This is a genomic window from Lacticaseibacillus paracasei subsp. paracasei (assembly GCF_000829035.1).
GTDB classification, from domain to species: Bacteria; Bacillota; Bacilli; order Lactobacillales; family Lactobacillaceae; genus Lacticaseibacillus; species Lacticaseibacillus paracasei.
Window position 1 is genome coordinate 1,434,504 of the sequence record NZ_AP012541.1, and the last position, 15,404, is coordinate 1,449,907.

The window sequence follows — 15,404 nt, forward strand, 5'->3', positions numbered from 1 at the left end:
CTTGGTGCTCGCGATAACGCGCTCGCAGTCGCAGAAACCTACGCGCTCCTGGTCGCGCCTAAAAAAAATCGCCCTCGAAAACGAAAAAACGTTTCCGAGGGCGATTTTTGACCGCGGTACCACCTCAATTTTGTTTAGCTCTTGCGACCTAAACCTCACCTGCCAAGTAACTGTCAGCAATTGCGAACAGCAGTTGGCAGCAGTGATAACGCAACGGATGCGTGACAGCTTACTTAGTTCAGCCGGCAAGTTCATAGATGTGTGTTCAGCTGGCTAATCGCGTCTTTTCAGCAATAGACGCTCTCTGTTGATCAGGATCAGCTTACTTGTTCTAATCACAACTTCATGTTTGTTAATGTGACTTTCATAATAGCCATCATTTTGCCATTGTCAACCTTTTTTTGATTCGGCGCGGATTATGCCACCACAAGTTGTGGCATAAAAAGGTGCGGCAGCCAGCATCAATGATGTTTTTTTATGAATATTTGGTTAAATTATTATTTTGAAAGTAAACATCTTTTTTGCATAATCAGTCCACTAATTAGGGACCTCAGTATCCGTTTTAAGAAACGTCAGTAGTAATTGTTGCATCTCTGCATCTTGCGCAGGTGTTCCAAAACTTTGGCGAATCCAGCCGGGTACCATGCTGTCGCGAACCAAGTAGCCATGCTGTTTTAAAAAGGCGCCAAGCGCTTGGGGATCGGCGACTTGATACAACATAAAGTTGGTCTGACTGGCATAGTGCTGAATGTGGTTGGCCTCAAAAAAAGCTGACCATTGCTGCCGTGCTGTCAATAGTTGCTGTTTCACGGTTTGAGTGAAGGCTTGATCCTGCCAAGCTGCTAATGCCGCCGTCTGACTAATACCGCTAATGTTGTAAGGCAAGCGCACATTCTGCATTTTAGCAATTACTCGCTGCGGCACGATGCTAAACCCGACGCGAAAATTAGCTAGACCGTACAATTTTGAAAATGTCCGCATGACTAGTAAATTGTTGAATTGGGTAACCAGTGACAGCGCAGACGGATTCGGAACGTCGGCGACAAAATCAATATAGGCTTCATCGACCACTACTAGCACATCAGCAGGCACCCGCTTCATAAACTGGGCGATCTGAGAAATTGGTAAATAAGTACCGGTCGGGTTATTCGGATTGCACAACCAAATCACTTTTGTTTTGGCCGTAATGTGTGCGGCTAAATCATCAAGATCAATAAGTCCGGTTGCCGGCGTTACGGCAGCATTCACCGTTATGGCACCCGCGATAGCTGCCTGTAGTTGATATTCCGGATAAGTCGGCCACGGTTGAAGGCTTTCGTCCCCGACTTCCAAAAATGTCCGGCAAATCAAGGCAATCATTTCATCCAAACCACTGGAAAAAAGGAGCTGGTCGGGGTTTACGTGTAGTCGTTCGGCCACGGCTGTTCGTAATGGCAGTGCATCTGGATCAGGATAATTGCGTCCTTGCGAAAACGCCCAATTTGCGAGCGCTTCTTTCACTTTGGGCGATGTGCCAACCGGATTTTCATTGAATGACAAACGCGTCAGCTTGGCAAGTCCCGCTGCTTTCGCGAGTCGCTCCGGTGTACTGTCCGAAACATAGTCCGGCAGCTTGGCAATACTTTTGCGTAACATCACGCCACCTGCTTTCTTAATTGCTTTCGAGTGTACGCGCAATTGCTTGAAAAGTAAATATATTATGCATAAATATTCATAGGGTAAGCGCCGAATCAAAGCGTTGGCTTTCTATTGCTGACCAAGCACGGAGAAATCTAGTTATTTTAATTAAGCTGAGTAGTTTTTCTTAAGCAAATAATAAGGTTAAACCATAACGCGAAGTCATCAAAAAAAGGCCACAATTTCCATACAAAGGAAAAACGTTGACCTTTTTCACATAGATAATTTTTATTGAAAATTTGAAGAAATCAGTGCCAAGGCGGAGCAATCACAGGCCAGATGGGGCTCAGCTGTGCAAACAACACAGCGACCGGGCTTTGTCGCTGATGTTGTTAGGCGACTTCGAGACCGTGGGTTTGGCGGGCTCGAAGCGCCGTCACGCGTTCCAGCTCCATCTGGCCGGAGATTGCGGAGTTTGGCACGGCAAAGAAATTTTTGCACTGAGCTTTTCCTGAATTATTCGAAATCTAATAATTCACAAGTTCTATGAGGAACTATGGCTCAGCCCCAACCTCTAATCAATATTTTAATCTTTGGCGATAAATGCCAAATAATAAGTCACAGCCGAAACTGTTTGCGCCGAACGGATTTTGCCAGCTTTGACACCCGCAACTAATTCAGAAAATGGGACTAATCGGCTAGTTACAAATTCGTCTTGATCGAAGTCTTGTTTTGTTTTATCAGCCAAGTCAAGATGTGCCAACACCAGATTGACGGTTTCATCCGTCATCCCTTCACTTGAACGGATAGCGGTCATCCACTGCAAATCGTGCGTCACGTAGCCGGTTTCCTCGCGCAATTCCCGGCTTGCGGCGGTTTGCCAGTCTTCACCCGGGTCCATCAAACCGGCTGGTAAGCCAAAGACTTCACTGTTTACCGCAACTCGATACTCGCGATTGACTAGCACGCGCCCATCATCGGTCATAGCCAACATGGCCACTGCATTGGCGTGGCGAATCAAGTCACGCTCAACTGTGAGGCCATCAGGCGTTTTAATATGTTGCGTCACAACATCGAAAATCGGCCCATGATAATGCGGGGTTTCGCTCAGAATTTTCCCTTTTGCTAGCGGTTGATCAAAAAACATATAGGCATCTCCTTCAATTGAAAAAGCCGCGCCTAAACGCGACTTCTGATTATGCTTTCGTAAAATCCTTCATCCAAGCTAAGGCGATTGCCTTTTCACCTAAGTGGGTGCCGACAACTGGGCCAAAGTAAGATAGTTCGAATGGAACTGTTGGAAACTTCTGCTGTAAATCTGCTAACCAACGATTGGCCTCGTCTGGATCATTAGCGTGGATAACAACCGCGCGAACCGGATAATCAACTCGATCAAGTTCTTCTTGAAACAAAGTCTCAACGCGAGAGTAAGCCTTTTTGATGGAGCGAATTTTTTCGATTGCCACGATCTTGTGACTTTGATCGTCAAACGTTAACAATGGCTTGATCTTTAACATGCCACCGATAAAAGCCGAGGCATTGCTGAGTCGGCCGCCGCGAACAAGGTTTTGCAGATCATTAACGATAAAATACTCACCCATGGTTGTGCGTAAGTTATCTAATCGAGCCAAGATCGCCTCAGGATCATCACCGGCTTCGGCCATTTGTGCTGCTGCCAAAACCAGCCAACCCATCAAAATAACGGTAATTTGTGAATCATAAACATAAACCTTTGCGCCTTGAACCTCATCTACGGCACCTTTCAATGTATTCACAAAACCGGAAATTGTGCTGGCCAGATGAATACTGATGATAGTGTCATAGCCTTCATTAGCAAGATTCTCGTAAAGCTTCAGCATCTCGCCCAGCGGCGGCTGCGTGGTGCTGGGGAACGTTTTGGCAGTCTTTAATTTGGCATAGAATTCTTCGGTGGTGATATCCTTGCCTTCGTCGTAAACCGCGCCGTCAAGAATAACCGGAATCGGCACCACAGTGATGTGATGTTTGTCAATTTCGGCTTGCGGCAGATAACAGGTACTATCCGTCACGATAGCAATTTTCATGTACAGACACCCACTTTTTCAAAAATGATTGTCTACATCATACCATAAAAAACAAAAATGTAGCGGGTGCGCAGTCCCCCACCACCCGCTTTTTGCTATGCCACCCAAAAACCGGTAAAATGATTGGTACAATTGGAAAGCGAGCGGATCAACATGTCATTTGACGGAATCTTTACCCATGCCATGGCCAACGAGCTAAATGCAACTTTAAGCGGCGGCCGTGTTGCTAAAATTCAACAACCTTATGAAAATGAAGTTGTGATCACTATTCGAGCAGGACGAAAGAATCATCCCCTCCTTCTGTCAGCCAACCCTCAATATGCGCGGGTTCAGATCACGCATATTCCATTCACGAACCCTGATGTTCCCGCAACATTCACCATGACGTTGCGGAAGTATTTTAATGCGGCCACCTTAACTGCCGTGCATCAGGTGCAAAATGACCGGGTGCTCCACTTTGAGTTCTCAACCCGTGACGAACTCGGCGATGAACTCGGCTTGCGGTTGATCATCGAAATGATGGGTCGCCACAGCAATATTTTCCTTGTCAGTGAACGTACTGGTAAAATTATTGATCTCATTCGGCATGTGTCGGCCGATCAAAATCGTTATCGTCCCCTGATGCCAGGTGCCCCTTACGTTGAACCGCCTAAGCAAGACAAAACCGATCCTTTTCACGATCCAGACCGGCGTTACCACGCATTAGAACGCGAGGTCACGCCCGCCTTAAGTCGCGCAGCGTTGTTGCAACAGCATTATCAAGGCTTAGCTAAAGATTCGGCTACTGAGCTTGCGTTACGACTCAACCAAGGCGATGCAGGCTGGGATGGTTTCTTTGCCGCACTGGCGACACCCGTGCCGACCATCACGGCACAAGGCAAAAAGGCCGTTTTCACGGCAATCCCCTACGTGTCATTGACTGGTGAGCAAAGCCAATATCCGACCCTCAGCACGATGTTGGATGCTTATTATGAACAAAAGGCCGAACACGATCGCGTCTTGCAGCAAGGTGGGAACCTGATCCACGTCATCAAGAACGTCCTTGATAAAGATCGCAAAAAACAGCGTAAGTTGCAGCGGACCTTAGAGGAAACGGAAAAGGCCGATGATTACCGAATTCGGGGCGAAGTGTTGACGACTTATTTAAGTCAGGTCGAACGCGGCATGACCAGCATCGAGCTGCCTAATTTCTATGATGATAATCGGCCAATCAAAATCACACTATCCAACCAACTGACGCCGTCTAGAAATGCTCAGAAGTACTTCGCTAAATATACAAAACTGCGTAATGCCGTTGCCCATGTCCATCAACAAATGCAGGAAAATCAGGAAGAAATTGATTATCTTGAAGGTATCATGGCCCAGATCGACGTCGCTAGCCCGAAAGATTTGGCCGATATTCGGCCCGAACTGCAGCAGCAAGGCTATTTACGCAAGCAAAAGACCAACAAAAAAGGGGCTAAACGCCAAAAGGTCGCAAAACCTGATCAATTTTATGCCAGCGATGGCACCAAAATTTGGGTGGGCAAGAATAACTTGCAGAATGATCAATTGACCTTGCACACCGCTAAGAAAACCGATATCTGGCTGCACGTGAAAGATATACCAGGCTCCCATGTTATCATCGATAGTCATCAGCCAAGCGAGAAAACGTTGCTCGAAGCGGCTAAGTTGGCCGCCTATTTTTCGAAAGCCCGTGACAGTGCTAATGTACCGGTGGACTGGATCGAAGTCAAAAAGATTCGTAAACCCAATGGCGCCAAGCCAGGTTTTGTGGTTTATGAAGGGCAAAAGACGGTCGCTGTCACGCCTGACGTCGAGCTGGTCGACAAGTTACGCAACCCGCCTACCAAGTAATCGTCACGTTCAATTGATGTCAGTGTCTAGGGGGCAATCAGAACGATGAAAGCATCAGACATTCCTTCATCCAAAACCGTTCAGGCGCATATATTAGCTAACAAGATCAAACATGGCTGGAACACCACTGATACAAATTTCGAAATGTTATTGGCCTACCATGAAATGGCTGAATTAACGACGGCATTATTAAAGGACGATCACGCCAACATCGCGGAAGAATTGGCTGATATCACCATTTATCTACTTGGCATTGCCGAGATGACAGATGTTGATTTAGCCCAAGCCGTCCACAAGAAAGTCGCCATTAACGACCACCGCGTGTATGATGCGCAAGGCCATAAACATCTTGAATAACTTGTTCTGACGGCACCAAAAAAGCTCACGTCGCAAAACGTGAGCTTTTTTGATGCTGTTTAACCTTGGAACTTAAACACAACATTGCTATCGAAAAGCTTGAGCATTTTTTCAAACAATAACTTACTTAGCAAGGCTGCTGCAACTGGAATCACGATCCAGCAAAGGACAACCAGCGGGATCGCTAGGCCAGCCTCCATGGATGCCAGCGGTCCGACCAAGCCGACAATCCCGAACCCAGAAGATTGCGGCGTACCGCTGATAGAAAGCAGTGCAACTGGAATTGCCGAAATGATCGCGGTGAACAAGCACGGTACTAAGATAATCGGATATTTGAACAAGTTCGGCATCATGAGTTTCATGGCACCTAAAGCAATTGCCAAGGTCACGCCAGATTTGTTCACGGTCCATGAATAAACGACAAGCGCAAGTGCTGTTGCTGCAACCCCCATCGCCGCTGCACCAGCCGAAACTCCGTTCAGTTGGATGGCTAGGCCAATGGCAACAGTCGAAATTGGACTAATGATAATCGTGGCGAAGGAGCAGCAAATTAAGATTGCCATGAAAATCGGCTGTAAGGTCGTAAAACTGTTAATTACATCGCCAATCGCTGCGGTAAATGCTGCAATAAACGGCAACAGTAAGACCCCGATATAGGCGACCCCGCACCCAACCAAGATCGGCATGGCAACCACTGCTGTGGAGCCGAATTTATCTTTGACCCACATCAGAACCAACACAGCAATTGAGGCGGTGATCATGGTATTAATTAAATCACCGGTACCGGCACCGACATAGGCTTTCATGGCAGGATTAAATTTCACAACCCCCGAACCAACAAAGGAAGCACCAGCCGTTACCATCATCTGCATTGGATTGAATTCAAATTGCAAAGCGATCAAACCGCCAATAATCAACGGTGTCGCAAGTTGAAAAATCACGGCAATTTGCGTCAACGTGACCGCAAATGTGTTGGTGCCGAAGTATTTCAGAATGCCGGATAGAACAGCATTGGGGATGAGGCCGATAATAACGCCCAAGGCCGTTCCTGATAAAACCTTATTAAGAAAAACGCGTGGCGTCATTTTCTGGGACTTTTCAGGTGTTTTGTTGTCTTCAACAAGCCCGCCTGCTTTCCCCTTTTGTTCGTCTACAAGTGCATCTGCAGCCGCATGGGTCATCTCCTTGTTCGTCGAATCAGCCATCATGTGTCACCCCTTCATTATTTTGCGTGCAGCAACTGTTCCTTGGCGTGGACTAGTTGGGTTAAGAAGGTACAATATGGGGTCGGAATACCGTACTTCTTACCGCGCCGATCAATCACACCGTTAATATAATCGATCTCAGTCAAGCGGTGATTGGTAATCAGGTCTTGATGCATGGACGGATAATGATGGCCGATCGTGTTTGGATCCCAGGTTGTTTTGATGTAGTCCACCGTGTCAGGCACATTCAAATCAATGCCTTCTTTTGCGGCAACTGCCGAGAATTCTTTGACGATTGCGACAACCATGTCCTCAGCGGTTGAGGTGCTGCCAAATTCACTCATATTGCAGTCCAGAATCGTGCATAAGCCGTTCATTGTGCCATTGACCGTTGCTTTCTTGTAGATCGTATACAGAATATTATCAGAGTATTCAGCATTTAGTCCAGCGTCTGATAACAATTTCACGATCTTTTTTGCAGCCGCGGTTGCTGCTTCGCCGTCTTCGACGTTGCGCAAGGCGACTGAACCGCTGCCGAATAGCTTTAATTTGCCTGGTCCTTCCATTCCGGCGGTCCACATCGTATTACCAATAAAAATATTGTCGCGTGTGACATATTTTTCGATGATTTCTTCATGACCGATACCATTCATTAAACACAGAATTTTAGTATGGTCAGTGATCACCGGCTTTAATGACTGCATCATACCGTCTAGTTGCATGGATTTCGGGAAGAGGATGACGAGATCAGCCACTGCACTTGGATCAATTTTGGTTTGTTCATAGGCTTTGATCTTAGCAACAACTTGTTCGCCATCGAAGTTAGCCTGCAGGCCATGCTCATTGATAGCATTCACATTGTCAGCCCAGCCGTCAATACCGTCGACATCATTGCCTGCGCGACTGAGCATCAATGCATAGCGGCCACCCATGGCCCCGACACCAGCAATTGTAATTTTCATGATCTTTTTCCTCCTGTCATGGCACATCTCTACAGCTGTTTTGAAAATCTGTGGAAATTCAATGTTCTCAACGCAAACATGTCGTACTGTGCTTTAGTAAAGATCCGACTCGATGTTGTATTGACTTAAGTTCAATTTGACATCGTTCATAAATCGTCCGGCTTGCAGGCCGTCGAGAATACGGTGATCCAGCGACAGACACAGATTGACCATGTCAGCGATCTTAATGCCGTCATCGGTGACGACCAGTTTCTTGTTGATGCTTTCGACTTGCATAATCGCTGCCTGCGGATAATTAATAATCCCCATAGAGGCAACTGAGCCAAACGATCCGGTATTGTTCACGGTGAAGGTGCCATCTGCCATATCAGCCGACGTCAGTTTCCCAGCGCGCGTGAGTTGCGCTAGACGGTTGATTTCTTTGGCAATCCCGGTGATGGACAGCTGGTCGGCATGTTTTATCACGGGTACATAAAGATAATCATCGGTTGCAACGGCAATTGAGATATTGAAATCCTGATGATAAACAATATTCCCGTCTTGCCAGCTAGTGTCGATCTTCGGATGTTTCTTCAAGGCTTGAACGACGGCTTTAATGAAGAATGGGAAGTAAGATAAGGAAATGCCTTCCTGCTGTTTAAAGTTGTCCTTCATGCGGTTACGCAGTTTAACCATGTTCGTCACATCTGCTTCCACTAACATCCAAGCATGCGGAATTTCGGTGGCACTTTGCACCATGTGACGAGCAATTGTTTTACGAATACCATCAGCCGGGACAATTTGATCATGAATCCCAGGTTCAAAGTTGATCGTTTCAGGTGCTGGCTTTGGTGCTTCCGGTATTGCTGATGCGGGCGGTGCGGTTGGCACTTGGGTGGTTGCTTGAGCCGCATCCGAAACGGGTTGTGGCTCAGGCGCTGAGGTTGGCGCGCTGGCGCTAGGCGTGTAATTGAGCACATCCTTGCGTGTGATTCGGCCATTGTTACCGGTGCCGATGACATCATTAAGATTGATGCCTTTTTCTTCAGCTAAAGCCAACACTGCTGGTGAAAAACGCTTGCCGCCAGTGGCACTAGGTTTGCTTGGCGCTGCCGGAATTGGTACTGGTGCTGGTGGCGATGCCGGTTGTGCAGCCGGTGAACTGGTGGCGGCAGCTGGTTCAGGTGCACTTGCTGCGCCTTCAACTTCGATGCTCATGATCGGTGTACCGATTGGAACCTCTTTATCAAGGTCAACGAGATAGGCTTTAATGACGCCAGCAAAATTCGATGGAATTTCGGTCGTCACTTTATCTGATACGGTTTCAGCTAAGGGATCGTATTTTTTGACATGATCGCCTGGTTTGACCAGCCAATTAATGATGGACGCTTCGTGAACACTCTCGCCTAAACCGGGCAGTAAGATTTGTTCGATCGCCATGCTATTTTCCCCCTTCATCAATATGCTGCGAGCGCTTTCATTTCGTTGTAAACTTGTTCTTCGTTAACTAAGAATGCTCGTTCCAGCCCAACAGCATATGGCATTGCCGGCACATCAGGTCCTGCTAACCGTCTGATTGGTGCATCGAGATCGAAAAGGGTATCCTCGGCAATCATGGCTGCAACTTCACTCATGATGGTGCTTTCCTTGTTATCCTCGGTGATTAATAAGACTTTACCGGTTTTCTTTGCTGCTGCGACTAAGGTTTCCCGATCAAGTGGATAAAGTGAGCGGACATCAACGATTTCTGCACTGACGCCTTCACCGGCCAGCTTCTCCGCAGCAGTTAAGGCATGTTGGAGCACCGCCCCATATGCAATCACGGTCAAGTCGTCACCTTCGCGAATCACATTAGCCTTGTCAATTGGCACGGTGTAATCCGTTTCCGGCACTTCCGCTTTTAGCAAGCGATATAGACGTTTGTGTTCATAGAAAATCACCGGATCGTCACTACGAATCGCGGTTTTAATCATGCCTTTTGCGTCGTATGGATTTGACGGGGTGACGACCCGCAAACCTGGTTGCCCAGCAAAGATCTTTTCCGTTGATTGTGAGTGATAAAAGCCGCCGCGCACGCCGCCGCCATATGGAGCGCGGAAAACTGCCGGCACGGTCCAGTCGCCTTTGCTGCGGTACCGCATGCGGGCCGCTTCGGAATTGAGCTGGTTGACAGCTGGTAAAATATAATCAGCAAATTGGAATTCGGCGATTGGCCGGAAGCCAACCAGTCCAAGGCCAACACCCATACCGCCAATAGCAATTTCCGTTAAAGGTGTGTTGAAAACCCGCTTATCGCCATACTTGGCAGCCAAGCCTTTCGTGACGCCAAAGACCCCGCCTTTGTCACCGCCGACATCTTCCCCGAAAATAAGGACGTTTTCATCTTTCGCCATTTCTTCGTCAATACCTTGTTGGATCGCCTCTAAATAAGTTAATTCAGCCATGGTTCTTCATCCTCCTTTAAACGCGTTCACCAGCCCAGAAACCTGCGTGTAAGTATCTTGGTCGCAATGGTCAAAGTCCGACCATCCACGTCCAAGGATACTTTTACTCCGGTTCCTACCCGTGGCAGTTCGCGCTCTCCTATTCTGCGTACAACTGGTCGGTGATCTTGGCTGGATCTGGATCAGGCATGGCTTCTGCCTCATCGGTTGCTTGGTTAATCTCGGTTTCAAGTTCCTTTTCAATGCGATCAATGTCGGCTTCGTTCAGGTACCCTTCGTCGATTAATTGTTGTTGGAAAAGCTTCACCGGATCGTTTTCTTTGATTTCGGCAAGTTCTTCGGCACTACGGTATACTCGCTGATCATCGTCGGAAGAATGACTGGTGAGTCGTTCAACCATGATCTCAATCAAGGTCGGACCGTTGCCTTGACGGGCATCCGTCACTGCTTGCTTGAAAGCCAGATAGGTTTCAGCAAAGTCGCTGCCGTTGACTCGTATCCCATTAAAACCGAATGCCGGGCCGCGATCAGCTAACTTTTCAACGGCATATTGTTCTTTGTCTGGCACCGAAATAGCGTATCCATTATTTTCAACGACGAAGACTACTGGCATCTTGTGCACGCCTGCGATGTTCATGGCTTCTGCACATTCACCTTGACTAAAGGAGCCATCCCCAGTGGTAACCACGGTGACATAGTCTTCACCACGCATCTGAGCACCATAGGCAATCCCCGCGGAAATTGGATACTGGGTGCTGACTGGCGAGGAGTGACTCACAATGTTATGCGCCTTGCTGCCGTAATGACTTGGCATTTGACGACCATGTGAAGCTGGATCGGCTTCTTTCCCAAAACCGGCCAGCATAATATCTTTTGTCGTCATCCCCCACATGAGCACTGCGGTGAGATCCCGGTAGTAAGGCAGAAAATAATCTTTGTCATAATCAAACGCCAACGCCATAGCAGCTTGCCCGACTTCAGCGCCTTGTCCGGAAATGTTAAACGAGAATTTACCAATTCGGGTCAGTTGCCATAAACGTTCATCGACGCGGCGGCCACGCATGACGGCCTTATAGACGTCAAGAATGGTCTCGCGACTCAATCCTGTCGTTTTCAGTTTCCCTGTCGTTTTCATTTTTTGCATCAGACTCACTCGCTTTCTTATTTGTGAATGGCTATCTTGTGGGTATCTAAAGTTGCTTCTTGAATGGCTTCCGATAGTGATGGATGCGGATGAACGGCATCACCAATCTCTGTAGCAGAGGCATCGAGGTACATCGCGTCACTCATTTCGGCAATCATGTCGGTGGCGTGGGCACCAATGATGCTGACGCCGATAATGTCATCGGTTATCACATCTCGCAGCACTTCGACAAAACCGGCTGTATCGCCCAAAATGATCGCTTTAGCATTGGCATTAAAGTTGAACCGGCCAATTTTCACGTCGCGATCTTGCGGATAATTGGATGAGGTATAGCCGACACTGGCAATTTCTGGATCGGTGTACGTACAACGCGGTACATCATTGTAATTAAGCGGTGCAACTGGTAGACCGGCCATGTGTTCCACCGCGATGATGCCTTCTTTCATCGCCACATGCGCCAACTGGAGGGTATCGATGACATCGCCAATCGCATAAATGTGATCTTCCGTTGTTTGATAAAACGCATTGTGGGTGATGCCCTTTGCCGAATACTTAATCGAGGTATTTTGTAGTCCAATGCCTTCAACATTTGGCTGGCGGCCAATCGCAACCATGACTTTGTCAACGATTAAGGGATCGCTTTGTTCAGCGATGGTCAGTGCCACCTGCTTATTTTTGATCGTTGCCTGTTCCACTTTGGCGCCGAGTTGGATGTGAATGCCGCGGTTTTCGAGTTGTTTCTGTAATTCACGGGCAATCGTTTGACTTTCGTTGATCACCAATTGGTCCAAAAATTCAACGATGGTGACATCCACCCCAAAGTCATTAAGCAGAGACGCCCATTCGACGCCGATGACACCGCCTCCGATGATTGCGACTTTCTTCGGTAAAGCCGTGAGTTCGAGCATGCCGTTGGAGGTCAAAATCATCTTTTCGTCAATTGGCAGACTCGGCAAAGTCTTTGGACTAGAGCCAGTTGCGATGATGACGTGTTTAGGTACGATCATCACGTCTTCTTTGCTTTTGTCATCGAAGGTTACCGAGACAGTTCCAGATACCGGTGAGAAAATCGATGGGCCTAAAACCGCGCCAGTTCCGTTAAGAACGGTGATCTTATTTTTCTTCATCAATCCTTGAACCCCGCGGTAAAGCTGGTCCACAACAGTTGCTTTACGCGCTTGAATCTTAGCAAAATCAATGCCGACTTTGCCTTCGATGATCCCGCCAAATGTCGCAGCTGATTGCATCAGTCGCAGTGTTTCACCGCTATGCAACAGTGACTTGGTGGGGATGCAGCCTTTGTGCAAACAAATGCCGCCGACTTTTGCTTTCTCTACCAAAACGACCTGCATGCCTAACTGTGCGGCCCGAATGGCGGCAACATAACCGCCGGGTCCGCCACCCAGGACCACCAGATCTGTGTTCATTGTCATCTGCCAGTTCCCCCTTTGATTGTTGACGCGTCTGATTGATAAACGCGGACGGGTTCTTCATGATTCAAAACGCGCATCACCCCCTCATAGAGTGCCTGCATTTCCATTTCTCCTGGTCGCACTACCACCGGTGCAATCCAGGCTAAATCATGTTGCAGCGGGGCTGTCACAGCAGTGGCATAAGCAGCGCCGCCAGTCAAAATAATCACATCAACCTGACCATTTAAAACGCCCGCCATTTCGGCGATCTGTTTTTTAATCTGATAGATCATGCCATCTAAGTAGAACTTAGCGGTTTCGTCACCCTCAGCAATCCGAGCGACAATGTTTTTGATACTGATATCGTTTAGGTACGAGCGCAAACCACTTTGACTAGCCAATAATTTATTGACTTGGTCTAGCGTCAGCCGCTCAGCTAATACCTTGGCAACAAAATCAACTAGCGGCAGTGAACCAGCCCGTTCTGGTGAGTACGGTCCTTCACCATCAATGCCGTTATTGCCGTCAATCATGCGGCCGTTTTCATGTGCATGGATGCTGAGACCCCCGCCGATGTGCGCGACGATCACACGGCTTGTGGCATAGGTCTTGCCCATAGTAGCCAAAACTTGGCGGGCCATGGCTTTTTGATTTAAAACATGGGCCGCACTGTGTCGCTCGATTCCTTTTAAACCACTGATACGAGCGAGCGGCTGCAATTCATCTACCACGGGTGGATCCACCACATATGCCTTGACGCCATATTGATCAGCGACTTGCTGTGCTAGTCCTGCACCGAGGTTACTTGCATGTTCGTTGCGTTTGGCTGCGGTTAAATCATCCAGCATCGCCTCATTGACAGCATACGTACCGCCCGGAATTGGTTTTAACAATCCTCCGCGTCCAGCGACTGCCAGCACTTCGCTTGCTGAAAAGTCCTGATCGGCTAAAAATTCTTGAATGGCTTGCATCCGAAAATCTTTTTGTGCAATAACGGCATCAAATTGACTTAGCTCGGCTAAGGAGTGGTTAAGTGTGCGTTCGGCGACCATTTTACCAGCCTTAAATAAGGCGATTTTGGACGAAGTTGAGCCAGGATTGATCACGATGACAACATCGCGTTTTGGATGCATGGTCATGAGGCACCGCCTTTCAGTTGTGCAATCGCGAATGCCAGCGCCGTTAGTTTACTATCAACGGAATCACTGCGCGAAGTTAAAACTATCGGCACTTTGGCCCCCACAATCGTGCCGCCTGAGCGAGCATTCGTGAATAGCATCAACGCCTTATATAAAACATTGCCAACATCAATGGTTGGGACAATTAACACATCGGCATCACCTTGAATCACGCCTTCATAATGTTTATGCGCCACAGATGCTGGTGATAATGCCAAATCAAGCGAGATTGGGCCGGCAATCACGGCATCTGAGCGCGTTTCAAACTGTTTTGCGACCGCCTGCGCCAAAACTGAGGAAGGCATTTTCGGATTAAAGTTCTCGGCTGCACTGAGTAGCGCAACTTTTGGCTTTGGCAAACCAATTTGATGCGCAACGCCTACTGCATTTTCGACAATGGCGGCCAGCCTGTCTTCGTCGGGATCAATATTCATACCAGCATCGCTCAAAAGAAGCGGCCGGTTTAGTTGTGGCAGATGAATAATCGCAACATGAGACAAAACTTTCTGAAGCCGCAGTTGATAGTCAGGACGAAGCAGTTCTTTCAGTAATGTATGCGTTTGCACAATGCCCTTTAGTAAAATATCGGCCTTACCTTGAGCGACTAAACCAACCGCTTGCGTCACCGCGTCCGCTTCATCGCGCGCCTGATGAAACGTCCAAGTGTCTGCTTGGTCAACGTTCGAACCGCTATCAAACACAACAAATTGCAGTTTGTCCGCCAAGGTCGAAGCGAGCTCACTGCGAGCACGAGTTACAAGGGTTAATATGTCTGGTTGCGAACCCATTGGAATAGCAACTGTGATCATCCTTTCACCTCCAAAGTTGATAAATGGTATCTTGCCAGTGGCCATTTAAATTGCGAACAACTGTTGTATAACAATTAACCGGATGACGTCTATTTTCCATAAATTTTACTCATAAATTAATGAAAATAAGTATATAAGCTTTAATTGCCCCTATCTGTAGTATAACAGTTGGTGTCGATACAGCAAGAAAACGCGGCTCGATTTTCCTGAATTCTCATGAAGCTATTTTGATGAAACCTGAATTCAACGCATTGTGCATATAAATGCAATCAAATCATTTTCTAATAAATCAGTTTAAAATGGATTTTACTGCTTAATTAATCCAATATCAGTCAAAATAATTTTTTTATTTGCCACTATGTGAATCAACGATCATA

General features: G+C 47.5%; 13 protein-coding genes and 1 other annotated feature. Of the genes, 2 read left to right on the top strand and 11 right to left on the bottom strand.

From position 1 onward, the window contains the following. Positions 1–93: 93 nt before the first annotated feature. Positions 94–348, bottom strand: a binding site (T-box leader). A 189-nt stretch (positions 349–537) separates the two neighbouring features. The 3 genes from hisC to LBPC_RS07085 form a co-directional block, all read right to left on the bottom strand. Beyond that, complete coding sequence (gene hisC, locus LBPC_RS07075; RefSeq protein WP_003660904.1) at positions 538–1,635, bottom strand: histidinol-phosphate transaminase; 1,098 nt, start codon at positions 1,633–1,635, stop codon at positions 538–540. A gap of 568 nt (positions 1,636–2,203) precedes the next feature. Continuing rightward, on the bottom strand, positions 2,204–2,764 hold the full coding sequence (locus tag LBPC_RS07080) for an NUDIX hydrolase (RefSeq protein ID WP_003565484.1): 561 nt from the start codon (positions 2,762–2,764) through the stop codon (positions 2,204–2,206). A 49-nt stretch (positions 2,765–2,813) separates the two neighbouring features. Further along, positions 2,814–3,680 carry a DegV family protein gene (locus LBPC_RS07085; RefSeq protein WP_003565486.1) on the bottom strand — a complete coding sequence of 289 codons (867 nt, stop codon included), beginning with the start codon at positions 3,678–3,680 and terminating at the stop codon, positions 2,814–2,816. Between the two features lie 153 nt (positions 3,681–3,833). On the opposite strand from LBPC_RS07085, the gene LBPC_RS07090 reads away from it, so the two are divergent. Continuing rightward, on the top strand, positions 3,834–5,537 hold the full coding sequence (locus tag LBPC_RS07090; RefSeq protein WP_032780925.1) for an NFACT RNA binding domain-containing protein: 1,704 nt from the start codon (positions 3,834–3,836) through the stop codon (positions 5,535–5,537). Positions 5,538–5,582: 45 nt separating this feature from the next. Next, on the top strand, positions 5,583–5,894 hold the full coding sequence (locus tag LBPC_RS07095) for a MazG-like family protein (RefSeq protein WP_003565490.1): 312 nt from the start codon (positions 5,583–5,585) through the stop codon (positions 5,892–5,894). A gap of 59 nt (positions 5,895–5,953) precedes the next feature. On the opposite strand, the gene LBPC_RS07100 is transcribed toward LBPC_RS07095, so the two are convergent. The 8 genes from LBPC_RS07100 to LBPC_RS07135 form a co-directional block, all read right to left on the bottom strand. Continuing rightward, on the bottom strand, positions 5,954–7,102 hold the full coding sequence (locus tag LBPC_RS07100) for a PTS sugar transporter subunit IIC (protein ID WP_003594488.1): 1,149 nt from the start codon (positions 7,100–7,102) through the stop codon (positions 5,954–5,956). Between the two features lie 14 nt (positions 7,103–7,116). Beyond that, positions 7,117–8,061: a 2-dehydropantoate 2-reductase gene (locus LBPC_RS07105; protein WP_003565495.1), complete on the bottom strand. Its 945-nt coding sequence runs from the start codon at positions 8,059–8,061 to the stop codon at positions 7,117–7,119. Between the two features lie 93 nt (positions 8,062–8,154). Then, positions 8,155–9,480, bottom strand: a complete 1,326-nt coding sequence (locus LBPC_RS07110) for a dihydrolipoamide acetyltransferase family protein (protein WP_032780923.1) — start codon at positions 9,478–9,480, stop codon at positions 8,155–8,157. Positions 9,481–9,497: 17 nt separating this feature from the next. After that, positions 9,498–10,484 carry an alpha-ketoacid dehydrogenase subunit beta gene (locus LBPC_RS07115; RefSeq protein ID WP_003660899.1) on the bottom strand — a complete coding sequence of 329 codons (987 nt, stop codon included), beginning with the start codon at positions 10,482–10,484 and terminating at the stop codon, positions 9,498–9,500. Between the two features lie 139 nt (positions 10,485–10,623). Next, a complete protein-coding gene (locus LBPC_RS07120; protein WP_003594492.1) occupies positions 10,624–11,628 on the bottom strand; it encodes a thiamine pyrophosphate-dependent dehydrogenase E1 component subunit alpha in 1,005 nt (334 codons plus the stop codon). 17 nt (positions 11,629–11,645) lie between these two features. Further along, on the bottom strand, positions 11,646–13,061 hold the full coding sequence (gene lpdA, locus LBPC_RS07125; protein ID WP_003594494.1) for a dihydrolipoyl dehydrogenase: 1,416 nt from the start codon (positions 13,059–13,061) through the stop codon (positions 11,646–11,648). Further along, positions 13,058–14,179: a butyrate kinase gene (gene buk, locus LBPC_RS07130; protein WP_003660898.1), complete on the bottom strand. Its 1,122-nt coding sequence runs from the start codon at positions 14,177–14,179 to the stop codon at positions 13,058–13,060. Before buk ends, lpdA begins: the two co-directional genes overlap by 4 nt. Further along, the gene (locus LBPC_RS07135; RefSeq protein ID WP_003594496.1) at positions 14,176–15,027 is read right to left on the bottom strand and encodes a phosphate acyltransferase; all 852 of its coding nucleotides are present in this window, start codon (positions 15,025–15,027) and stop codon (positions 14,176–14,178) included. Before LBPC_RS07135 ends, buk begins: the two co-directional genes overlap by 4 nt. Between the last annotated feature and the right edge of the window lie 377 nt (positions 15,028–15,404).

Excerpts from the sequence above, each read along its gene's own strand:
- hisC (WP_003660904.1), bottom strand. The coding sequence starts at position 1,635 with ATGTTACGCAAAAGTATTGCCAAGCTGCCGGACTATGTTTCGGACAGT.
- LBPC_RS07080 (WP_003565484.1), bottom strand. The coding sequence starts at position 2,764 with ATGTTTTTTGATCAACCGCTAGCAAAAGGGAAAATTCTGAGCGAAACC.
- LBPC_RS07085 (WP_003565486.1), bottom strand. The coding sequence starts at position 3,680 with ATGAAAATTGCTATCGTGACGGATAGTACCTGTTATCTGCCGCAAGCC.
- LBPC_RS07090 (WP_032780925.1), top strand. The coding sequence starts at position 3,834 with ATGTCATTTGACGGAATCTTTACCCATGCCATGGCCAACGAGCTAAAT.
- LBPC_RS07095 (WP_003565490.1), top strand. The coding sequence starts at position 5,583 with ATGAAAGCATCAGACATTCCTTCATCCAAAACCGTTCAGGCGCATATA.
- LBPC_RS07100 (WP_003594488.1), bottom strand. The coding sequence starts at position 7,102 with ATGATGGCTGATTCGACGAACAAGGAGATGACCCATGCGGCTGCAGAT.
- LBPC_RS07105 (WP_003565495.1), bottom strand. The coding sequence starts at position 8,061 with ATGAAAATTACAATTGCTGGTGTCGGGGCCATGGGTGGCCGCTATGCA.
- LBPC_RS07110 (WP_032780923.1), bottom strand. The coding sequence starts at position 9,480 with ATGGCGATCGAACAAATCTTACTGCCCGGTTTAGGCGAGAGTGTTCAC.
- LBPC_RS07115 (WP_003660899.1), bottom strand. The coding sequence starts at position 10,484 with ATGGCTGAATTAACTTATTTAGAGGCGATCCAACAAGGTATTGACGAA.
- LBPC_RS07120 (WP_003594492.1), bottom strand. The coding sequence starts at position 11,628 with ATGCAAAAAATGAAAACGACAGGGAAACTGAAAACGACAGGATTGAGT.
- lpdA (WP_003594494.1), bottom strand. The coding sequence starts at position 13,061 with ATGACAATGAACACAGATCTGGTGGTCCTGGGTGGCGGACCCGGCGGT.
- buk (WP_003660898.1), bottom strand. The coding sequence starts at position 14,179 with ATGACCATGCATCCAAAACGCGATGTTGTCATCGTGATCAATCCTGGC.
- LBPC_RS07135 (WP_003594496.1), bottom strand. The coding sequence starts at position 15,027 with ATGATCACAGTTGCTATTCCAATGGGTTCGCAACCAGACATATTAACC.